The sequence below is a fragment of the Pseudomonas sp. 1L-B-1-E-C1 genome (assembly GCF_057291835.1).
In genome coordinates, this window is sequence record NZ_JBXAWN010000020.1 from 1 (window position 1) to 21222 (window position 21222).

Consider the following 21222-nt stretch of genomic DNA (forward strand, 5'->3'; position numbering starts at 1 on the left):
AATTTTGATATTGAAGACTTTGAAAACTGTGAACCCGGCGTTCTTCCTCAAAACACTCCGTACTCAACACCACTCATTACGCTGACTTGGCCTCTACCAAACGATCAAATAGTGACGAGAATTGCTGCTGGTGCGCCGAATACACTCCTGGAGTTGAGATCGAATGGGGACGTGCTTAGACAGATTAAAGTTCAAGTGGAACTTAACAACCACAGACCTTGCTCAATGATTCAAATGCAACATTCGACTGGCAGGGGATATGTTGATTTTTACAACTCCCAAGGGGTCCATCTGGGCAATATAAAGATAATCAATGTGGTCTTTTACGGTACGGATATAAAACGATTTGTAATGAGCATAGATTTGGAGAGAACTATTCGGATTGACAATATAAAAATGGGTTACTAAAACCGTAAAAAGCGGCGCCCGCTGATGGGCATTGCGCAGTTGATCATGCACGGGGAACTGGCGGGAAGTCGGGTGCTAGATAATCTGGAGTTGCCGCTTGAGGTTGGCGCGAACAGGCGCTGAGTTATTCGGACTCTGCTGCCCCATCGCGAGCAGGCTCGCTCCCACAGGGGATCGGTTTTTTTCGGGTGGTTTTCGCGGGAGCGGATTGGTCCACCTTCCCTCAATCATCGCGGGCAGAAAGATCAAAAGATCGCAGCCTTCGGCAGCTCATGCGGTTCAAATCCGAACCTGGAGCTGCCGAAGGCTGCGATCTTTTGCTGTAAACGCTGGCTACTTCGCGACCAGAATCTGCTTGGGCAAAATTTCGCCAAACTTGAGTTGTTCGCCGCTGAGGTACTGCGTCCCCCGCAGTAATTGCTCTCCCTCCACCTCGACGAAACCCTCATTCATATACATGAATACAACCTTGCTTTCTGGCGCACGGATTTCGGGACCTGCCAGATGACCTTCCAACAGATTGAGTGCCCAATGGAACTGGATGACCGGCAACTCATCGAGTTGAATCAGGTGATCATCTTGCAGCGAGCGAAAGTCCTTGCACGCTGTGATGCGTAACGTGCGACCGCTACTTTCAAACGTCGGCTTGCCAAAGCGCACTTCCAGATCAGGACCGGTCGCCCATTGATCCATGTAATACCGTGGCGAGGTGAAAAGTCCGAACAAGGCCTGGTTGTCGCGAATGTTGCCTGCCGCATCAAACAGGTAGTTATATGAATAGTGATAAGCCAGACCGTCCAGCTCGGGCCTGATGGCATTGACCGGATTGTCGAGATAACCCGGACTGTAAACATTGGCCATTTGCACAAAGTGGGTGAAGTCCAGACCCAGATCGAAGCTCGCCGTGTAACGAATGCTCCGCTCCTTCGGGTTCTCATCCAGTCGACCTGAAACAAAGTCCAGTGTCATGCCTTCAAGGTTTCTGTAGATAAGTTCCGCCATGATCATGCTCTCTGCGCCAAGGGACTATTCCCATGTCCATGGCACCTCAGCGGGAGGGGGGCGTCTACTGTAAGAACTAACAGGTGGAACGGGTTTTCAGACCGACGGTAAACCTGGACGCGAAACACTCGCTTCCAGTAAACAAAAAACCCGCTGCCACGTTGAGTCGGGGCGGCGGTTTTTGTCGTTTTGACAGAAGGTTTTCTTGACCACGCCACGCGCGACCACTCGTCGGATACCACACCAAACCTGTCAGACCTGACAGGTGTGCAAACCCGTCAACACGGGTTCAATCACTCCATCACCTGACACGGAGTGCACGCCCATGATCGCCAGACATCCCGCGCCTCAGAGCACCCCGCCTCTCGATGAATCCGACTGCCACACCACGCCTGCACGCACTTCAAGAGGACTTGCCTGATGCCTTCTCCCACACTCTTCCGCTTCCCTCCGCTGAGGGAAGGCAATCAAACGATGGCGCTGCGCCCACTGCTGATTCCGATGATGCTCGAACCGGTGGAAGACGGCGATGGTGGTATCAACATCTCGGGGGCCACTAGCGATCCCGAGGGTTTGCTTTGCGTGATCAATCCTTACCTGGAACCCATGAGAGAGAATGACAAGCTCGAAATCTTCTGGAACAACGAGAAAGTGCTCGAGCGACTCGTAACGGCCGACGAAGTCAATCAGCGGGTGTTCTTCCATGTGCCCACGCCCACCGAGTCGGGCTGGGCCGAGAATTGCCATTATGTGCTGACCCGGGTGGGCGAGACCCGGCCCGAGCCACCGTCGACGTCCTTGCGGATATTGATCAAGCTTTACAAGCCGGGCGATCGTGACACGGAGCCGCATTTGCCCGACGGGCATTCCCAGCTGAACATCGTGCAATTGCCGCCCGAGCTGGTTGAACAGGGCGTCATCGACGCCGAATGGGCGAAAAAGGGGGTGCCGGTCACAATCCCTCACTACGTATATTGCACGCGAAACGACAAGATCCGCCTCCGGGTGGGTGAGTATTCGCTACCCGCGCACCGCATCACCCAGGACCAGGCCGACGACAAGCAACCGATCGAAATCCGGATCGAACAGGAAGACATTCTCCGCGCGGGCGACGGTCTGAAACTGGAAATCAAGTACTTCGTCAATGATGAATTGTGGAACTGGGCCGACCGCCACTCCAAACGCACCTACATCGACGTGGACGCCGTCGGCAGGCGCCTGGAACCTCCAATCTTCAAGGAGGCGGTCAATGGCGTAATCACGATCAGGGATTTGAACAAGCAGCCGGTCACGGTGCAGATCCATGTCACCCCCTCGGACTTCAGTCTGGGCGACAGCTTGAAAATGACCTTCATCGGCACGCCGCGGGGTGACGTTGAACCTATCGTCTGCAGCGAAACCCGCGAGATCGACAACATTCCCACCGTGCTGGAAATCAAGGTGCCCTATGACTTGATCAGGGCCATCGCTCAGGGCCGCGCCGACGCCTCTTATATTCTCTACAAAAAGGACGGCGACCCGCTGTCTTCCCAGCGGATCGTTGCGGATGTAAAGGGCGACGTCAACATGTTGCCCGAGCCAACCATTCGCGAACTGATCGGCGACACCCTTGAAGCGGACGAGCCTTACGCCACCGTCGATGTGCGCTACGCCATGAAAAACGGCGACCTGATCTGCCTGAGATGGTATGGCACCCAGGCCAATGGCGACGAGTATCCGCATGAGATTCCGCATATCGTCACCGACAACGAAGCCAGGGAAGGCCTGGTCACGTTCTACATCAACGATGAGCACATCAGTGTGCTTGATAACGGCACGCTCGACCTTTCCTACGTCGTCGCGAACGATGAACCGAGTCTTCTCGCCATCTCGGAATCCGAGCGCTTGCTGGCCAAAGTCGAGAAGACCCGGGCAACGCTGCCCAAACCTGTCGTCGAAGAGGCCGAACCGCCGGGGGATGTGCTCGATCCATCGAAAGTGTTCGACAGCGTTCACGTGCTGATCGGCGAGGCGAAAACCGTCAGCGGTGATGTGCTGACGTACTACTGGCGAAGCCCCAATCCCTTCGGCAGTACCAGCGACTGGGTGCCGATCACCACGGTGAGTGAAGGCAAGCCTGTGCGCTTCCGGGTGAATGCGCCATTCGTCACGGCCAACATCGGGCAATACGTCAAAGTGCGTTATTCGCTGTTGCGCGCCTCGACCGGACGACATGAGTATTCCGCCATACTCAATCTGCTGATTGGCGAGTTGGTGGGTGACTTGCCGCCGCCCGAAGTGATCCAGGCGCCTGACGGAACACTGGATCCGATGAGCGGACTGAAGGGAGTGGATGTGAAGGTCAGTTATCCGAGCATGAAGCCTGATCAGGACCTTATCCGGTTGAAGTGGCTTGGCTCACCGGGAGCCGGAACATCCGAGGATTCTGAGTTGCCTGGGCATTCCAGTGGTACGGTTGTATTCCACCTGCCCTCCACAGTGGTCGGAGCGAATATCGATCGACGAGTCAGCGTCGAGTATGAGGTCACGCGCTATACCATCACCACGCCCTCACAAACGCTGGATCTATACGTTTCGGGTTTTTCCGATCCGGAGAATCAGCTACCCCGTCCTGTGGTTCCTCAAGCGCCGAGCGGTGTTCTGGATCTGATGACTTTCAGCGGGGATGCCAGAGCCCTTGTTGAAAAATGGGTCCACATCGGCCCCAAACAAATCATCTGGCTGCAATTGGTTGGAGAAACCACTGCCGGAGATCGTTACGTCATCAAAATTATCCATGGCGAAGAAATAACCGCTACCCAATTGAGCAGTGGGCTCAATGAAACATTGCTCAGAAGCGAGTTGATCAAACTGGGACACGCCACCGCCGCGACCGTGATTTGCAAGGTCGCCTTCGATGGCCGCACAGATGAGAACAGCGCTTATGTCTTTCCACTGCTGCCATTGACCATCAGAACCCGCTATGACTACATCCAGCCAGCTATCAGCAAAGTGGCGGATTCGCGCAGGGAAATCGAAGAAGGCGGCACCACCCGCGACAACGAAGTGACCATCTCCGGCACCGCCACACGAGGTGAAACCGTTGAGCTGTTCGAGGGTGAAACGACCTCGCTCGGGACAGCGGCAGTCGACGCGGGCAGTATGTGGAATCGCAAGATCGGCATCCTGACCGAAAAAAACTACAGCATCACCGCCAAGGCTCATTATGACGCCGTGCCGGTGTCCAGCCCCCCAGAACCTTTACCGTCAAATTTGCAGAAACACCCGAAGTCCTCGTCATCACCGATTCGCGAGGCCCCGTCGCGCAGGGCGCCACCACCTATGACAACAGCGTCTTTGTAGAAGGCAGCGCGACCCCCAACCTGCAAGTGCGCCTGCTGGGCGCCGATGCACCGTTTATCACCCTGGATGTCGACGAGCGGGGCACATGGAGCCACCGCCTTAATAACCTGACGGTCAAGACCTATAGCCTCACCGCCGAAGCGCAATACGAGATTGATCCGCCGGTGGGCAGCCCCAGAACCTTCGTGGTGGCTCAAGCCGTGACACCGACGATTTCACGGGTGAGCGATATTCGCAGTGACGTCCCCATGGACGGCACCACTTATTACCGAACCGTTACCCTGACCGGCAAAGCCAGCCCCAATGAGAAAATAACCCTGCTCGAAGTCGACAAGCCGATCACCGCCGTGGACGTCAAGGCCAGTGGGAATTGGGACTATGTGTTAAACAATCTGACCTTGAAGACTTACAGCCTGATCGCCAGGGCCGAATACGGCAGTAATCCGGAGTCGGCCCCGCCCCGGGTGTTTAGCGTGGATGCCTTTATTTCTCCGACGATCACGGCCGCTGTCGACTCTATCGGCCCGGTTGAGCACGGCGGAACCACGTATGACACGACGGTCACATTGCGTGGTGAAGCCACTCCGAGAGAACAGATACAGCTTCACAACAAAGGCGTGCCCGTTGGCGCACCGATCGACGTCGCGCCCGACAAAAAGTGGTCGGCGCCGCTCACCAGTCTGCCGACCACCTCACACAGCATGACCGCCAAAGCCTTGTATGGTGCTGTTCCGGTGGACAGTGAACCAAGGAACTTTACCGTCGCCGCCCACATCGCCCCCACACTGACATCGGTCCATGACGGCATCAGTGAAGTTCAACAGGGTGGCGAGACCAAACGTACTTCGGTGACCCTGCGAGGCACCGTCACACCCAACCGGCAGGTCCAGATTTTCGATAACAACAACCCCGCACATACGGTGACCGCTGTCGGAAGCAACTGGAGTACGACATTGTCGGTAGCCATTGGCCAACATGCGGTCAAGGTCAGAGCCGTCAGTACCGGACAGGAAACCGGGGTTCGCAGTTTCAGGGTCATTTCGCCGATTCCGCCGTTGACGATAAATCAGGGATTGATGACCCTGCATGCCTGGCACTTCAGGCATGACGATACGCCGACCAATCCGCCGACGGGCGCCTATGGCGACAGATCGGCCGAAGGCGGCGTTCTTCCCTACCGCTATCAATCCAGTAACAGCAATATCGCGGAAGTCAATGCGACAACGGGCAGAGTCATTTCCAAGGGAAACAGCAATGGAGGCACCGTCACCATCACCGTAACCGACTCTGCAAACCAGAGTGCCGGTTACCTGGTATCGACGGCGAATGTGGAGAAATTGTTCGGAACAGGTCACTTCAATACTTACACTGAATGCGCCAAGGCGGCAGCCAGTCAGGGAGGAAGAATTCCTTCCCTGGCAGAGTGGCGTGCATTTATCAGTACCTATCAGGGCAAACGCACCATTGAAAGATGGTGCTGGGCATCAGACTCTGCCGGCTTTGCCAAGAGATGGGTGATTTACCCTGCAGATGGGAGTACAGCGACTCGCCTCGACACCCCTATCGGCGGCGGGACTGCCGATGGTTTTGGCATCAAACGCGCTTGAGCTGCAAGAGCAAAAAGCCGCTTGTTCCTTTACGGACAAGCAGCTTTTTTACCCAAGGCTCAAGCTTGCATCCTGGACCGAATAATCAACCACTACCAGCGATACCTCACCCCGATATTCGCCCCCAAAGGCTGCTCGATATGCTCGCCTTTCGAGTAATCAAAATCGGCATGCACCTGCCATTGCGCCGACATGGCCACCGCCACCCCCGCACCAAACTCGGCGCGAGAACCCGACAAGTCGTTGTTGAACACATTGTTGTTGACCTTCACTTCGTTGTTCGACGCAAATTCGTGAGAAATGGCCGCACGCACATAAGGCTGAGCCACGGCGCCATGGCCGAAACCGAAGTTGCGCCCGAACGTGGCGCCGGCCTTGCCGAGCAGCGAACGCATGCTATCGCCGTCGGCTTCCATGTCGTTATTGAGCGTGTAGCGTTTGCCCTGGATCTGCACCGCCGACAGTTGCGTGAAAGGCTCGACGAAATAACCGTCCGCCAATTTGATATGCCGACCGAACTCCGCCGAACCGCCCACGCCCCAGTTGTCGTAATCACCCTTGGTGCGGCTGCCGTCGCTCAGGTTGATCTTGGACTCGTTGCGAAAGCGGTTGAACTTGAGCATCCCGTCGAAGTAGTAACCGGTGTCGCTGTCGAGCCAGGTGACATAGGGGCCGACGTAGTAGCTTTTCACCGTGCCAGAGGTGCCTCGGTTCAAATCAAGATCCGACTCGCTGGTGCCCGCCAGCACGCCCACCAGCACCTGACTTTCACCCACTCGGGCGTCCGCGCCAAGGGACAGGCCCTTCTGCGTCTGCTGGTAACCCACGCCCGAACCGTCGGCCACGTTGTATTTGTTGCCGTACGTGCGGATCCAGCCACCGGCCTGACCGCCATTGAAACGCAGCTCACCCATGCGGCTGCGCAACGACGACGACTCGCCGTACCACACGGTCGGCGCAGTATTGAACAAGGCCAGCACCGAGCGCGCGCCGGGGCTGATGACCTCAGTGGTCGGGTCGAGAAACCACTCCTTGGCTCCCCCTTCGATTTCCCGGCTGGCCAGACCGTAGGACCAGGTACCGACGTCAACCCTCTGCTCGCCGGCGAGGGCAAAATTCGCCGCGTCGGTGGTGCCGGTACGTACCAGCGTCAACTGCTGCGGCGAGACTGCGTCCAGACCAGAGGCCGCGACAGCCAGGGCAAAGTCGCCCGAGGAAGCGCCGGCGACATTGAGAAAATCATGCTCGCCGCTGGCAAAGTCGCCCTTCATCGTAAATGTCCCGTTGCCGGAGAGCGTGCCGATATTGAGGGTGTAATACGTGACGGGAGTGTCTGTTGTGGCGCCGAAGGTGACGGTGCCACCGTTCATGCCCAGGGCGCCAATCGAATCGTTGCCGGTGAGTGTCCAGTTGGAATTACTGTTGATGTTCAAGCTGTCGACATTGTCGAGGCGACCCGTCAACTGAGAACGGTTTTGCAGCGTGACGTTGGCGGTAGAACTGCCATCGACCAGCACGTCACCCGTTATTTCGCCTTGGTCGAAAAGGAGATTGGCCGTGCTGTTATCCGCCACATGGACGTTTCCATTCAAGGAGCTGTTGGCCACGGTCAGGCTCGCGCTCGATGTCCCTTGAACATCCAATAACCTGCCGTTGCCAGCAACAAGGCTGGAACCGTCGAGAACGTTTATCGTGGCCTCAGTACCACGATCCACCAGAATCGCAGAACCACCAATACCTTGCACCGTGGAATTATCCAGCGAAAGGGTACGGCTTCCGACATTGAGGGCGTCATTGACCATCCGCACCCCTGTCGCCTGGCCGGTGATGGTCGTACGCGCGGAAGCACTCACCTCTCCACCAAGGATATTCACACCAATGCCATCGCTGGCCGCGCCCATGACTTGCGTATTGATCAATGACAGGGAGCTCAGGCCCGTGACCTGCGAACCGATCAGTTGTCCACTGATCTGGCTGTCGGACACCGTCACGGTGGATCCACCCGCGGCGACACTGGAGCGATTGACCACCAGCCCGATTTCATCACTGGTCACCGTCGTTCGATCGATGCTTGCCCGACTGCTGGTCACGGCTACGCCATCACCACCGTCGTTGCCAACGATGGTGCTGCCGTTGATGCTTAGCGACGAACCGGATCGCGCCGTGATCGATCGGGTATTGGCATAGGAGGCATTCAGTGCGCCTTTGTTGCGCACCACGTAGTCGGTAGGCGCGGTAGACGAATCGATATTCAGCGTGGTGTTATCAACGATAGTGGCCGAATGGGCAAAGTCTGCGAAAAAAAAAACGGCCGGCAGGCATAGCATTATTCCTGACCGTGCTGGAAAAGCGCGAGCGTGTGATACATCCAACATTTTCATGATTGATTCACCTCGAAATTATTACGGGCCCGAGCAGCGCAATAGCATTGACGGAAGCGGACAATAACCTGACCTCTCCACAACAAAATGTAGGAATAGTCTTCAATGCACATAGAAACTTCCTACCACTTGGTAATCCTTCAAAAAAAGGGAGGCATAAATGCCTCCCTAACATCAACGATCAGATATCACAGACTGACCCTTCGCCTCTCCTCATGTGTACCCTGACCAAGTGTCTCTGAGCTGGTTCCAGGCGTCCGTCAATCATTGCCGAATAAGTGATATCGCCCCAAGCGCTCTCCGTAGCCAATAGTTTCTGATAGGGAATTTTTACGATAAACCCGCTATCCGCTTCGTCTGGTGTCGGCGTGTAAGAGACTTTTTCTTCAGTGCCGGGTTTTTCTACCGTACCGGCCGAATCGGTATAACCCTGATATATGAATTCCAGGGTTTGATTGGCCAATTGCGGCTCGCCACCGGAAACCAGCACTTCTGCACATTTGGTCAGGATCGGGTCCGGGCGCAGTGAGCCACAGTTAAGCCAGTCAACGTAGTTCGGATCAAGATGCTGAAACTTGACTTCGGGAACCACAGCCGGCCGAATGAGCACGTCGACCTCCGTAGGCCGTGAGCGCACTTCGTTTTTGTTGATGTCAGGGTTGGTAATCTTGTAGCTGACCAGCAGCGGCATACCATTGCCACCCGCGTCTGCGACCTCCCAAAGCACATTGAAAACCAAGTTCCCGGTTTCCGTCCCGTCCAAAACCTTTACACCACCTTGCGCCTCCGTAACCTCAACGCCTTTCCATATCAGTGCCACAACATCCTTGTCTTTGACACCGACGAAAACCGGAACAGTTACAGTTACATCTTGGTCTTTGTCTACCTCCCTCAGAGTATTCTCAGCAGTAGTAGCCGCACCTTGCACAATCGCATACGCCAGAGTTGGATCCGGATTCTCGCCGCCGTCGCCGTCTCCGGGCCGGCGCAAGTCAACGTCCACCTCTTTTGAAGGTGGCGTTGTGCCAAGTGGAAAGTACAGGCTATGGCGTTTGATCCGATAACTTACGGCTACCTTTTTTCCACCGAGGTTGCCATTAAATACATCCCGATAAGGAATGTTCACGTAGAACGGAAACGCATTGATCTTCTGCGCCGGTTGTAGGACCCCGTCGAAAGTCACTTCCAACTCGTCGACATCCGCCAGATAGTTTTTATACTCATCCAGAATACCGACCCCCAAAGGGGCCTGGGCGTCAGCCAGATCTACCAGTTTGGGGGTGGCATCGTCATCGAACAAGGGGATACTGGGTGCTATAAGCCCTTCAGGCGGTTCGGTCAGCGAGACATTGAGTTCCGTGTAGTACAGTGTTGTGCTTCGGTTACCTTTACGGTCGCTGATGTAATAAAAAATGGATTTTAAACCTTCTTCGGTACCGACCATTGCGGCGGTCAATTCAAATGTAATCAGAGCTGCCGGGTCAGTTATGATCATTGTTCCGACTGGCGTCGCATTTGGCAAACTCGTTCCGAAGTAACACTCAACGAGGTCACCAAGCTTCTTGCTTCCATAGGTTGGAACGGTAACCAATACAAATCCGTTATCGTCGAGGTATTTTTTTGTAATACCGTCTCTTTCCACTTCAGCAGGCACAGTTGCCTTACCGGAAGCTAATGGTGGTGTTGTATCAATATTGATTCGGAGCGGCGTTACTTCCGATGTATTACCGCCAAAATCCAGTACATAACTCAACTCATGAGGTCCTGAGGAAGTTGTGTAATCTTCGGGCAAAATCAGATCGAACTCGGTTATGGCTGAATCAACAGGAGTGGTGAAAGAAACTCGAGTAGAACGTATGGGGGTCTCATCCCACCTAAGCTCAAGAAATCCTTGAACAGCGTTTGGATCATCGGCTTCGGCGAATCGCGAGATCTGAACTTTCAGAGGAAAACCTTGAAAGCTCGAGTGCAATTGGTTTGGAGCATCATCCGCTTCATCAGGCATTAGCGGATTATCCGGATGTAGTCGCGGGGGTAATGCTGCAGCTTTCGGCCTGCGAAAACGAACACCTGAGAAACGTTCGCGATTCTGCTCCGGTGTCAACGAGTATAAACTTGTCATCTTTTATCATCCTCTGAGCAACTTTTTGCCTGGCACAGGGCGAACAGCTTCCTTGCCAGAGTTTTTTTTACACAATGACTGCATGGGTGAACAACTTTCGAATAATGCGTTTAATCAACTTCGACCGAACAGCGTCAATACACTTGGAAGCTACTCCTCACACAGGTCGTTATCCGGACCGCAAACTTCGCAACTCGGCCACGTTCGATTGATAATGACAAATGCTGCTTTTGAGTTGCCGATGCCACCGTTGGCTTTTTTCAGGTGATAACTGCACAGCGCCGAGCCATTTTTTACCATGGGCGCAATCAGACAGTCGTAGTCACTGACATGCACATCAAAACCTTCACGAGCCTGCACGGCGGTCAGCGTTGTTTCGAATGTTTCGTCCGTTCCGTCAATCGGATCGGTTCCATTCAGACCGGCACATCCCTGCCAGGACAATTCGACGATATCGTCTTTATCAAAGGCATCATTACCGGCGATATGTACGTAGACCCCTTTCCATAATCTGGGCTTGCTGCAGCAATGGAGTACGCCATCCCGGTTGGCATGAGGAAATGTCGGCTCCGGCAAGTTCTCGATCACGATGATCGCAACATCAACGGCCGTCACTTGCGCCTGCTGCAGGTTTACGCCATTACTGGTGATATACCAGGTCGGCAGCGACGGATTCACTTTGTCCTGCTCGATGGCCTTCCAAGGAACATTGAAAATGATCGGCTTGCCGGCAGTGTCACCGGGTTGAACTTCATATTCGGCAATTGGCGTGCTGATCGTGCCCCAATAGAGGAATAGCTTTTCACTCGGCAGTGGATTGTCATACAGCACCAGGTGTGCCTCGGCCGGCTCACCGAAATCGACGGTTGACAGTTTGTTCAGTTGCTTCGATCGGGCACCGTAAACTTCCAGCCTGGCCAGCGTCGGATTCAATAGCGCCGGGGCGTTGGCATGATCCTGCCCCGCGATCGTCAGGTTCACCAGCACCCGCGTATCGGCCGATGGCAGAGTCGGCGTACCGCCGCGCGCAATGCGGTAGTTCACGCGAACATTCAGCGGCCCTGGTCCGTCTGCTGTCAGGATTGTCCAGGGCACGGGAGCCTCTTGCGGGAACTTGCCGGGATCGACGTCAAGCGGGGCTAGCTCGTGACCGTTCCACCTGATCAAGATCTTGTCGGAAGGATCCGGGTTGTCGTAGACATCTATTTCAACAGTGACAGCCCGTTGGTTGACTGCGCCTTCACGGGCATGTTGCCGGTCGATGAAGCCACGCGCTGACAATGGCACCTTCGGCGGTTTGAGTTTGCCCGGGGCCGGATCCAGATTGACGAAAGCCGGCAGCAACGTTGAGCGCGGCCCGCGATTTCCAGACCAGTCGCGGAGCCGGTAGTAAATGAAGCGCTGACCGGGACCGCTATCACGAATATCTGCCTCAGTCATGGTGATGATCAGGCGGTTCTGGTCGATGTCCTCCTGACTGAATTCCTGCTCAGCTATTTCGCTTTCCGAATCCGGAGGATTCGGGTCGTCCGTCCAGTAATAAATCGCCCGATCCCTGGCCCTGACGTCGACGTAGAACGGTACCTGAAACCGTACTTCGCCATGCGCGGAGAGGTAGTCGTCAGTAATATCACCAGCCACATCCAGCAAAATCAGAGGGTCAGGTTCCTGATTATCGTTCGGCGGCGATCTGTCGACTGTGACTCGCTTGATCTCTGAGCACAGTGGGTTGCCGCCATAGTCGACTATGTACGAGAGCGAATAGGTGCCGTGATCGAAGTTCAACTTCCCCCGGGGGACAACCAGCGTCTTCTCCCCGGGATCGTCGTAAGATTCACGGTAGACTTCGGTGAACGCGCCGCCCTGTGCTACCCAACTGATGATAACGATAAATGGAATGGGATCTTCGAAGGGAGCGGTCCAATCCGGGACGATGACCGTCAGGTCTTCGGCCAAAGCCGTACGCGGTAACAGCCCATCGGGACTTTCCTTGCCTTCTTCATCTTTGAGGATGGCAGGGACTTGAGGCACCTCAAGCGGGTCATCATCCGTGTATTCAGAGCATTGCATTGAACGAACTCCCTCGCCTCATCCCAAGCAGGACATGCACAAATCACCAAGTGTGATGGGTCGCTGCTTGAGTTGATTTAACGACGTTGAAGACCTGCTGCCTACTGTCAGAAATTACAGGTATTGCTACCGTTTGTCGGAAGGCGATTTGCATGGGGGGCTAGATAATATGGGGTCGGGGCAGCGCGGCGGGATTATGCGCTGTTCAAGCCGCCCCCTTCGCGAGCAGGCTCGCTCCCACAGTTTGACCGCTCTCCCCTGTGGGAGCGAGCCTGCTCGCGAAGGCTGACTTAAAGACAACACGTCTCTACAGACAGACAAAACCCGCAGTCCCGAATCAACCGGGGCGGCGGGTTTTGTGGTTTCAGCCTTCGATCAAACCGTATCCACCTTCAACGAATGATCATTGAGCATGCCGCTGATGATCGTCGCCGTGTCGTGGCCGCTGGCAATCATGCCGCCTGCGCCCGGTGTCACGCCGTAGTGGCTGGCGAGGTTGACGCCAGCGAGGTCGATGGTCTGGTTCGGCGTGGCGCCGGCCATGGCGCTGACGTCGATGCTGGTCATCACCGAGGCGCCGCTGCCGCTGACGGTGAAGTGCAGGTAGTCGTCCAGCGAGGCGGTGCTGGCGTTTTCGCCTTGCAGCAGTTGCGACAGGTCGAGCTTGTCGGTGCCGGGGGTGAAGTCGGTAATCAGGTCGTGGCCACTGTTGCCCTTGAGCCACTGGAAGGTGTCGGCCCCTGCCCCGCCCGTCAGCGTATTGTTGCCCATGCCACCGATCAGCAAGTCATCGCCAGCGCCACCGTTGAGGAAGTCGTTGCCGAGGCCGCCGTTGATCACGTTGTTGTTGCCGTCGCCGATGAGGCTGTCGTTGAAGTTCGAGCCGAGCAGGTTGTCGATGCCGGTCAGCGTGTCGGTGCCAGCGCCGAGGGTGTTTTGCGCAGCGGGCAGGCCTAGGTTGACGGTGACCGCGGCCGTGGCGTGGGCGTAGCTGGCGGTGTCGCTGCCGGTGCCGCCGTCGAGCAGGTCATTGCCGGCGCCGCTGTAGAGCAAATCGTTGCCGGCGCCGCCGTGCATTTCGTTGTTGCCGGATCCGCCGCTGAGGACGTCGTTGCCATCGCCGGCATTGATCACGTTGTTGCCGCTGCCCGCCACCAAGACATCGTCGCCAGCCGTGCCGGTCAGGGTGTGGCCGTCCTGATAGCTGATGCTGACGTTGGCCGTGTCGCTGCCGCCGTGGTTGTCGTTGGCGGTGTAAGTGCCGTGATAGTCCGGCGTAATGTCATGGGCGCCGGCGTAGTTGAGGGTCATGGTCAGTTGGTAGCTTTCCGCGACATTCGGGTTGCCGGCGCCTGTAGGATTGGCAATGTTGGTGACGTGGATCTGATAGATACCGTCGGCCGACGCGGTCAGGCTTTGCCCGTCCGCCAGCGCGATCCAGGCGCCGCCGTTGAGCGAGTACTCCATGCCGACATGACCGGCCGCCAGATTGTGATCCAGATTGAGGGTTTCGCCCTGACGCAGGTGGACGGTGATGCGGTCCTCGTCGTTGGCATTGCTGTTGCTCACCATGCCGAGATAACCGCTGACCACCAGCACGGCGGTCATGGTCGCGGCATTGGCGCTGAAGGCGCTGCGCACGTTGGCCAGGTTCTGGTTGGCTGAGTTATTGGTCTGCCCGGTGAAACCGAGCAGGCCGCTGCCGGTGAAGTCCGCCGCTTTCGACACCCACCCGGTGTTGAAACTGGTTGGCGTGACGCTGAGGCTGTCGCCGTTCGGATCGGTGTCATTGGCCAGCAACAGCTCGCCCGGCACCACGATATTGCCCGACAGCACGTTGGTGATGACGTGATCGTCCATCGCCACCGGCGGCGTGTTGGGAATCACTTTCACCGTCAGCGTGGAACTGGCCAGATCGCCGTCGTTGTCGCTGACGGTGAAGCCGATGTTTTCGGTGATCACCACGGCGGTGGTTTTCTGCGAGGTGTAGCTGTATTCGCCGCTGTCGAGGTTGATTACCAGCGTGCCGCTGTTATTGGTAGCGATGCTGACGGTGTTGTTCGCCGTGTTGAAGGTGCCGTGGTTGGCGCCGCCGCTTGCGCTCAGCGAACCCTGGCCATTGAGAGCTTTTGGATCGTAGGTGTAGGTGGTGCCGTCGACCACGATGGACTTGATGAAACCGCCATCGGCGCCGAATGAACCGCCCTCGCCCAGCAGCGAACCGGTGACCGGTGCGCCCTGCACGGTGCCGGACAATACCGAGTTGAGCTGGTTGAGATCGGTGACCACTACCGCGTTGGTATTGGTGTGGTTGATACCGTCATAGGCCAGCGGATCGAGGCTGGCGTTGCTCACGCCACTGCCCAGGCCGATCGCATAGTTCTTGATGTTGTTGGCATCGAGGAAGTTTTTCAGCGCGGCTTCGTCAGCCGTGCCGATATCGCCCTCGTTGGGCTTGCCGTCAGAGAAGAAGTAGCCGACGTTCTGCGCCCCGGTGAGTTTGCCCGAAGTGTTGAACGCGTTCTGCATCACCGCCACGGCGGCATCGTAGTTGGTGCCGCCGCCGGCATTCAGACCCGCAAGAAGCGTCTTGGCTGTGGCGACATCGACCCACACGGTGGTGCGGTCGGCAGCATTGCTGCTGAACGTCACCAGCTGCACTTTCACATCGCCCAGATCATCGTACTTGTCGAGCAAGGCACCAATGGCCTGCTTGGCCAGATCCAGGCGCGACAGGCCCGGAACACCGGAGGCATCGGCCATGCTGCCGGAGATGTCGAGGACGATGAGCACGTTGGAATCGATCTCCACCGCCGTCACCGAACGATCCGAGGCAACGGCTTTCGGCACGTCGTCGACGATGTTCACCACGAGGGTGCTGGTGGTGCTGTTGCCCAGCGCATCGGTGGCTTTGTAGGTGAACGTTTCGCTGAGGGTGTTCGGCCCGTCGTTGGCGTTCGGCGCGGTTTTCGGTGCCGAGGTCAGCGTGTAGGTGTAGCTGCCGTCGGCGTTGAGCAGCAGTTGTCCGTAGCTGCCGGTGGCGTTGCCGACCAAGGTGTAAGTGATGGCGCCGCTGCCGCCGCTGACCGAACCGACCAGCGTGCCTGAGGCGGTTTCACCAGTACTGTTCGGATCGCTACCGACCACGCTGCCCGCCGCCAGATCCAGGCCATCCTTGCTCAGGTCGAGGGCTTTTTCGTAGACAGTGACGTCGGTGTCGCTGACGGCGGTCAGGCAGCTGTTGTGCACATCGATGGTGATGGTCGTGGTGCTTTCGTCGCCATCGGAATCGCGCACGGTGTAGGTGAACACATCCACCGCGCCCGGGCCGTTCACCACATTGGGATTGCTGTGATAGACCGCGTTGCCGTTGGCATCCAGAGTCAGGTAGCCGTAGGTGCCGTTGATCTGCGAATTCAAACCGCCGATGGCTGAAGTGGAGGTATCAGCCCCGGCACGTACGCCAACCACTGCGCCTGTGGCCGCCGGGCCGTCAGCACCGCCGATGTCGTTGTCGAGCACGTTGCCGCTGACGGTGCCGCCCTCCGCCACCGAAGCGGCATCTGCATGCGCTGTCGGGAGGTCATCGACAATATTGACGTTGATCTGACCGCTGGACGTGCTGCCATCGGTGTCAGTGGCGACCACGTCGAAGTTCTCGCTGAGGCTGTTGGCACCATTGGCGTTCGGATGGGCTTCGTTGTCGTTCAGGGTGTAGCTGTAACTGACCACGCCGGTGGCCGGGTCGTAACCAGTGATGGTGAAGGTGCTGCCCAGCGGCGAGATCACCGATTGCGGCAAACCGGCAGCGACGCCATTGCTGATCACCGCAATACCGCCAACCGTCAGGGTTTGCAGGCCATCGAGGGCGGTCACGGTGAAGCTGCCGCTCTGGGTCAGCGCCGAGGCATTGGGGTTGCTGCCGTCGCTGAGGTTTTTCTCGTAGACGCTGAGTTCGCCGCCCTTCACGGTGAGGCCGTCGAGACACACCGGATCGTCATTGTTGTGGATGTTCAGCACCAGGTTGGCGGTGCTGGTGTCGCCGTCCGAATCAGTAATCGTGTAGGCGAAGGTTTCGGTGCCATTGCCGCCGCCGTGAAGGTTTTTGAAGTCGGCGTCATTGGCGTCCAGCGTGTAGGTGTAAGTGCCGTTGGCATTGAGCACCAGCGTGCCGTAAGTGCCAGTGAAGGTACCGGCGGTGACCGGCCCACTGGCAACGCGGTCGGCGCCTTGCACATCGTTGTCGAGAACGTTGCCCGTCAGGGTCAACTGGTCTTCCGTCGCGTGGGTCGCGTTACTGTCATTCAGCGCTTTGGGGACGTCATCGACGATGCTCACAACGATTGTGCTGGTGACGACATTGCCCAGCGAATCGGTGGCCTGATAGGTGAAAGTTTCGGTCAGGCTGTTGGCGCCGTCGTCGGCATGCGGCATGGTCGTCGCGGGTGAAGTCAGGGTGTAGGTGTAAGTGCCATTGGTATTGAGAATGATCTGTCCGTAGTTGCCGGTGGCGCTGCCGACCAGCGCGTAGCTGATCGCGCCGACCGCGCCGGTGACCGAACCGACCAGCGTGCCGGAGGCGGTTTCAGCAGTGCTGTTCGGATCGCTGCCGACCGCGCTGCCGGCCGCCAGATCCTGGCCGTCCTTGTTCAGGTCGAGGGCTTTTTCGTAGACGGTGACGTCAGTGTCGCTGACCGCTTTCAGGCAGCTGTTGTAGACGTCGATGGTGATCGTCGTGGTGCTTTCATCACCGTCGGAGTCGCGCACGGTGTAGGTGAACACATCGACTGCGCCCGGACCGTTCACCACATTGGGGTTGCTGTGATAGACCGCGTTGCCGTTGGCATCCAGGGTCAGGTAACCGTAGGTGCCGTTGATCTGCGAATTGAGCCCGCCGATGGCCGACGTCGAGGTGTCGGCACCGGCGCGCACGCCGACCACTGCCCCGGTAACCGCCGGGCCATCCGCGCCGCCGATATCGTTGTTGAGTACGTTGCCGCTGACGGTGCCGCCCTCCACCACCGAAGCCGCGTCCGCATGCGCGGTCGGCAAATCATCGACGATGTTGACGTTGATCTGGCCGCTGGCGGTGCTGCCATCGGTGTCGGTCGCGACGACGTCGAAGTTTTCGGTGAGGCTATTGGCGCCGTTGGCGGTTGGATGGGCTTCGTTGTCGGCCAGACTGTAGCTGTAACTGACCACGCCGGTCGCCGGATCATAACCGGTGATGGTCAAGGTGCTGCCCAGCGGCGTGATCACCGATTGCGGGAAACCTGCGGCCACGCCATTAGTGATCACGGCGATGCCGCCGACCGTGAGGGTCTGCAGACCATCGAGGGCACTGACGGTGAAGGTGCCGTTCTGGGTCAGCGCGGGCGTGTTGGGGCTGGTGCCGTCGCCGAGATTTTTCTCGTAGACAGTGAGCTCGCCACCGTTGACGTCGAGGCCATTGAGCAGCACCGGGTCGTCGTTGTTATGGATGTTCAATACGAGATTGGCAGTGCTGGTATCGCCGTCGGCATCGGTGATGGTGTAGGCGAAAGTTTCCGTGCCGTTGCCGCCGCCGTGCAGGTTTTTGAAGTCGGCGTCGTTGGTGTTCAGGGTGTAGGTGTAGGTGCCGTCGGCGTTCAGAACCAAAGTGCCGTAAGTACCGGTGAAGGTGCCTGGCGTGACTGGTCCTGTGGTTACGCGATCAGCGCCTTGTATGTCGTTGGTCAGAACATTGCCGGTCAACGTCAGCTGGCTTTCTGACGCGGTTCCGTTGCTGTCATCGTTGGCTTTCGGCAGGTCGTCGACGATGTTGACGTCGAGGGTGCCGGTGGCCGTCGTGCCGTTGTCATCAACGACCGTGACCGCAAACTGCTCAGGCAGATTGTTGGCGCCGTTGGCATTCGGATGGGCTTCGTTGTCCGCCAGTGTGTAGCTGTAGCTGACCACGCCGGTTGCAGCGTTGAAACCGGTGATGGTCAGCGTGCTGCCCAGTGGCGTAGTGATCGATTGCGGAAAGCCTGCGGCCACGCCATTGGTGACCACGGCGATACCGCCGACGGTCAGCGTGGTGACACCATCTAGCGCGGTGATGGTGAACGTTCCGCTTTGTGTCAGCGCACCAGCCTCCGGGGCGCTGCCGTCGCTGAGGTTTTTCTCGTAAACCGTCAGCTCGCCGCCAGCGACGTTCAAGCCGTCGATGGTGACTGGATCGTCGTTATTGTGAATCTGCAGGACAAGGTTGGCAGTGCTGGTATCGCCGTCAGCATCGGTGATCGTGTAGGCGAAGGTCTCGGTGCCGTTGCCACCGCCGTGCAGATTTTTGAAATCGGCATCGCTGATATTGAGCGTATAGGTGTAGGTGCCGTCGGCGCTGAGAACCAAAGTGCCGAAAGTACCGGTGAATGTTCCGGGGGTGACCGGGCCGGTCGGTACGCGGTCGGCGCCTTGCACGTCGTTGGTCAGAACATTGCCGGTCAGGGTCAGCTGGGTTTCTGAAGCGGTGCCGTTGCTGTCGTCGATGGCTTTTGGCAGGTCATCGACGATGTTTACATCCAGCGTGCCGGTGGCCGTCGTGCCATTGTCATCAACCGCGGTCACCGCGAACTGCTCAGGCAGAGTATTCGCGCCATTGGCGTTCGGATGCGTTTCGCTGTCGGCCAGGGTGTAGCTGTAACTGACTACACCGGTTTCAGCGTTGAAACCAGTAATCGTCAGCGTGCTGCCCAGTGGCGTGGTGATCGACTGCGGAAAGCCTGCGGCCACGCCGTTGGTGACTACGGCGATGCCGCCGACGGTGAGCGTGGTGACGCCGTCCAGCGCGGTGATAGTGAAGGTGCCGTTTTGGGTGAGCGCACCAGCATTCGGCGCGCTGCCGTCGCTGAGGTTTTTCTCGTAAACCGTCAGCTCGCCGCCAGCCACGTTCAGGCCATCGATGGTCACAGGATCGTCGTTGTTGTGAATTTGCAGAACAAGATTGGCGCTGCTGGTATCGCCGTCGGCATCGGTGATGGTGTAGGCGAAGGTTTCCGTGCCGTTGCCGCCGCCGTGCAGGTTTTTGAAGTCGGCGTCGTTGGTATTCAGGGTATAGGTGTAGGTGCCATCGGCGTTGAGTACCAACGTGCCGTAGGTACCGGTGAAAGTGCCGGGCGTAACCGGGCCGGTGGGCACACGATCAGCGCCTTGGATATCGTTGGTAAGGACGTTGCCGGTCAGGGTCAGCAAGGTTTCCGAGGCAACGCCGTTGGCATCATCAAACGCTTTGGGCACATCGTCAGTGATGTTCACGTCCAGCGTGCCGGTGGCGCTGTCGCCATTGCTGTCGGTGGCGATCACGGTGAACTGTTCGCTGAGGTTGTTCACGCCATCGCCGGCCGCGTGGGTCTCGTTGCCGGTGAGGGTGTAGCTGTAGCTGACCGTGCCGGTCGCCGGGTTGTAGCCGGTGATGGTCAGGGTGTTGCCGAGTTGTGTGGTGATCGATTGCGGAAAGCCGATCGGCACGCCGCCAACGATCACGTTGATGCCGCCGATGCTCAGGCTGTTCAGACCGTCCGGCGCCGAAACGCTGAAGCTGCCGCTTTGCGTCAGCGCGCCTGGATTGGCCGCCGAACCGGTCGGCAGATTGGCTTCATTGAGGTTCAGCTCGCCGCCCGCCGCGTCGAGACCGTTGAGGATGACCGGGTTGTTGACCGGTGGCGGTGGCACCACGATTGGCGCTGGGGTGTCGTCGCCAGTGTCGTTGTCCGCGTCGCGGCGATAATCGGGAAATTCGGGGATGCCATTGAAACCGGCAGTTGGGAAACCGATCACTGGATCGACCCGGCCGCCGACTTCGGTCAGCAGAACGAAGCTGTGCCCGCCGCCCAGTTCACCGGGATTGCCGGTGGGCGCGTTGGGGCCGGCAGCGGTGGCTTCGGCGTTTTTGCTCGGGTCTTCACCGGCGGCGATGGCTTTCTGGATCTGCTCGACATCGGTGAGTTGCGCCTGGCTCGGGGTCTGCGCTTCGTCGACGATCACCGGCACCGCCTGATCGGCCAGCAGTTGCCCGGTCATGGTGATGCTACTGCCACGGCCGAGGGTCAACTCCTCGCCGTTTTGCAGTTTCACCGCCACCGCGCCTTCCGCGCCGGTGATCAGTTGATCGCCGGCGTACAAACGATCGCCTTCGAACAGCGGACGTTTGATGCCATCGCTCGCCTGAGCGAACACCTGACCAATGACTTTTGTGACCGTACCGATGAGCGTTGCCATGTGAAATCCTCCGCTGCCGACCACCGTCGGCACTGGTTCGCGAAGCAGCCCA

Annotated in this window: 8 protein-coding genes; 3 read left to right on the forward strand and 5 right to left on the reverse strand. The window is 57.8% G+C overall.

Features of this window, described 5'->3' with window-relative positions:
* A partial coding sequence (locus AC0Z4S_RS25725) for a hypothetical protein (protein WP_485625025.1) occupies positions 1 to 408 on the forward strand: 408 nt, incomplete at its 5' end.
* A 333-nt stretch (positions 409 to 741) separates the two neighbouring features.
* On the opposite strand, the gene AC0Z4S_RS25730 is transcribed toward AC0Z4S_RS25725, so the two are convergent.
* Entirely contained in the window at positions 742 to 1410 is a 669-nt protein-coding gene (locus AC0Z4S_RS25730; protein ID WP_485625026.1) for a hypothetical protein, read from the reverse strand.
* Between the two features lie 420 nt (positions 1411 to 1830).
* Here AC0Z4S_RS25730 and AC0Z4S_RS25735 point away from each other — a divergent pair, with 420 nt between their 5' ends.
* On the forward strand, positions 1831 to 4752 hold the full coding sequence (locus tag AC0Z4S_RS25735; protein ID WP_485625027.1) for a hypothetical protein: 2922 nt from the start codon (positions 1831 to 1833) through the stop codon (positions 4750 to 4752).
* Between the two features lie 26 nt (positions 4753 to 4778).
* Positions 4779 to 6359, forward strand: coding sequence for an Ig-like domain-containing protein (locus AC0Z4S_RS25740; protein WP_485625028.1), 1581 nt, complete (start codon positions 4779 to 4781; stop codon positions 6357 to 6359).
* Between the two features lie 92 nt (positions 6360 to 6451).
* On the opposite strand, the gene AC0Z4S_RS25745 is transcribed toward AC0Z4S_RS25740, so the two are convergent.
* The 4 genes from AC0Z4S_RS25745 to AC0Z4S_RS25760 all read right to left on the reverse strand — a co-directional run bounded on the left by AC0Z4S_RS25745 (position 6452) and on the right by AC0Z4S_RS25760 (position 21170).
* Complete coding sequence (locus AC0Z4S_RS25745) at positions 6452 to 8740, reverse strand: autotransporter outer membrane beta-barrel domain-containing protein (protein ID WP_485625029.1); 2289 nt, start codon at positions 8738 to 8740, stop codon at positions 6452 to 6454.
* Between the two features lie 181 nt (positions 8741 to 8921).
* Positions 8922 to 10862, reverse strand: coding sequence for a hypothetical protein (locus AC0Z4S_RS25750; protein ID WP_485625030.1), 1941 nt, complete (start codon positions 10860 to 10862; stop codon positions 8922 to 8924).
* Between the two features lie 150 nt (positions 10863 to 11012).
* The gene (locus AC0Z4S_RS25755) at positions 11013 to 12932 is read right to left on the reverse strand and encodes a hypothetical protein (RefSeq protein WP_485625031.1); all 1920 of its coding nucleotides are present in this window, start codon (positions 12930 to 12932) and stop codon (positions 11013 to 11015) included.
* A 375-nt stretch (positions 12933 to 13307) separates the two neighbouring features.
* Entirely contained in the window at positions 13308 to 21170 is a 7863-nt protein-coding gene (locus AC0Z4S_RS25760; RefSeq protein WP_485625032.1) for a retention module-containing protein, read from the reverse strand.
* Positions 21171 to 21222: the final 52 nt, after the last annotated feature.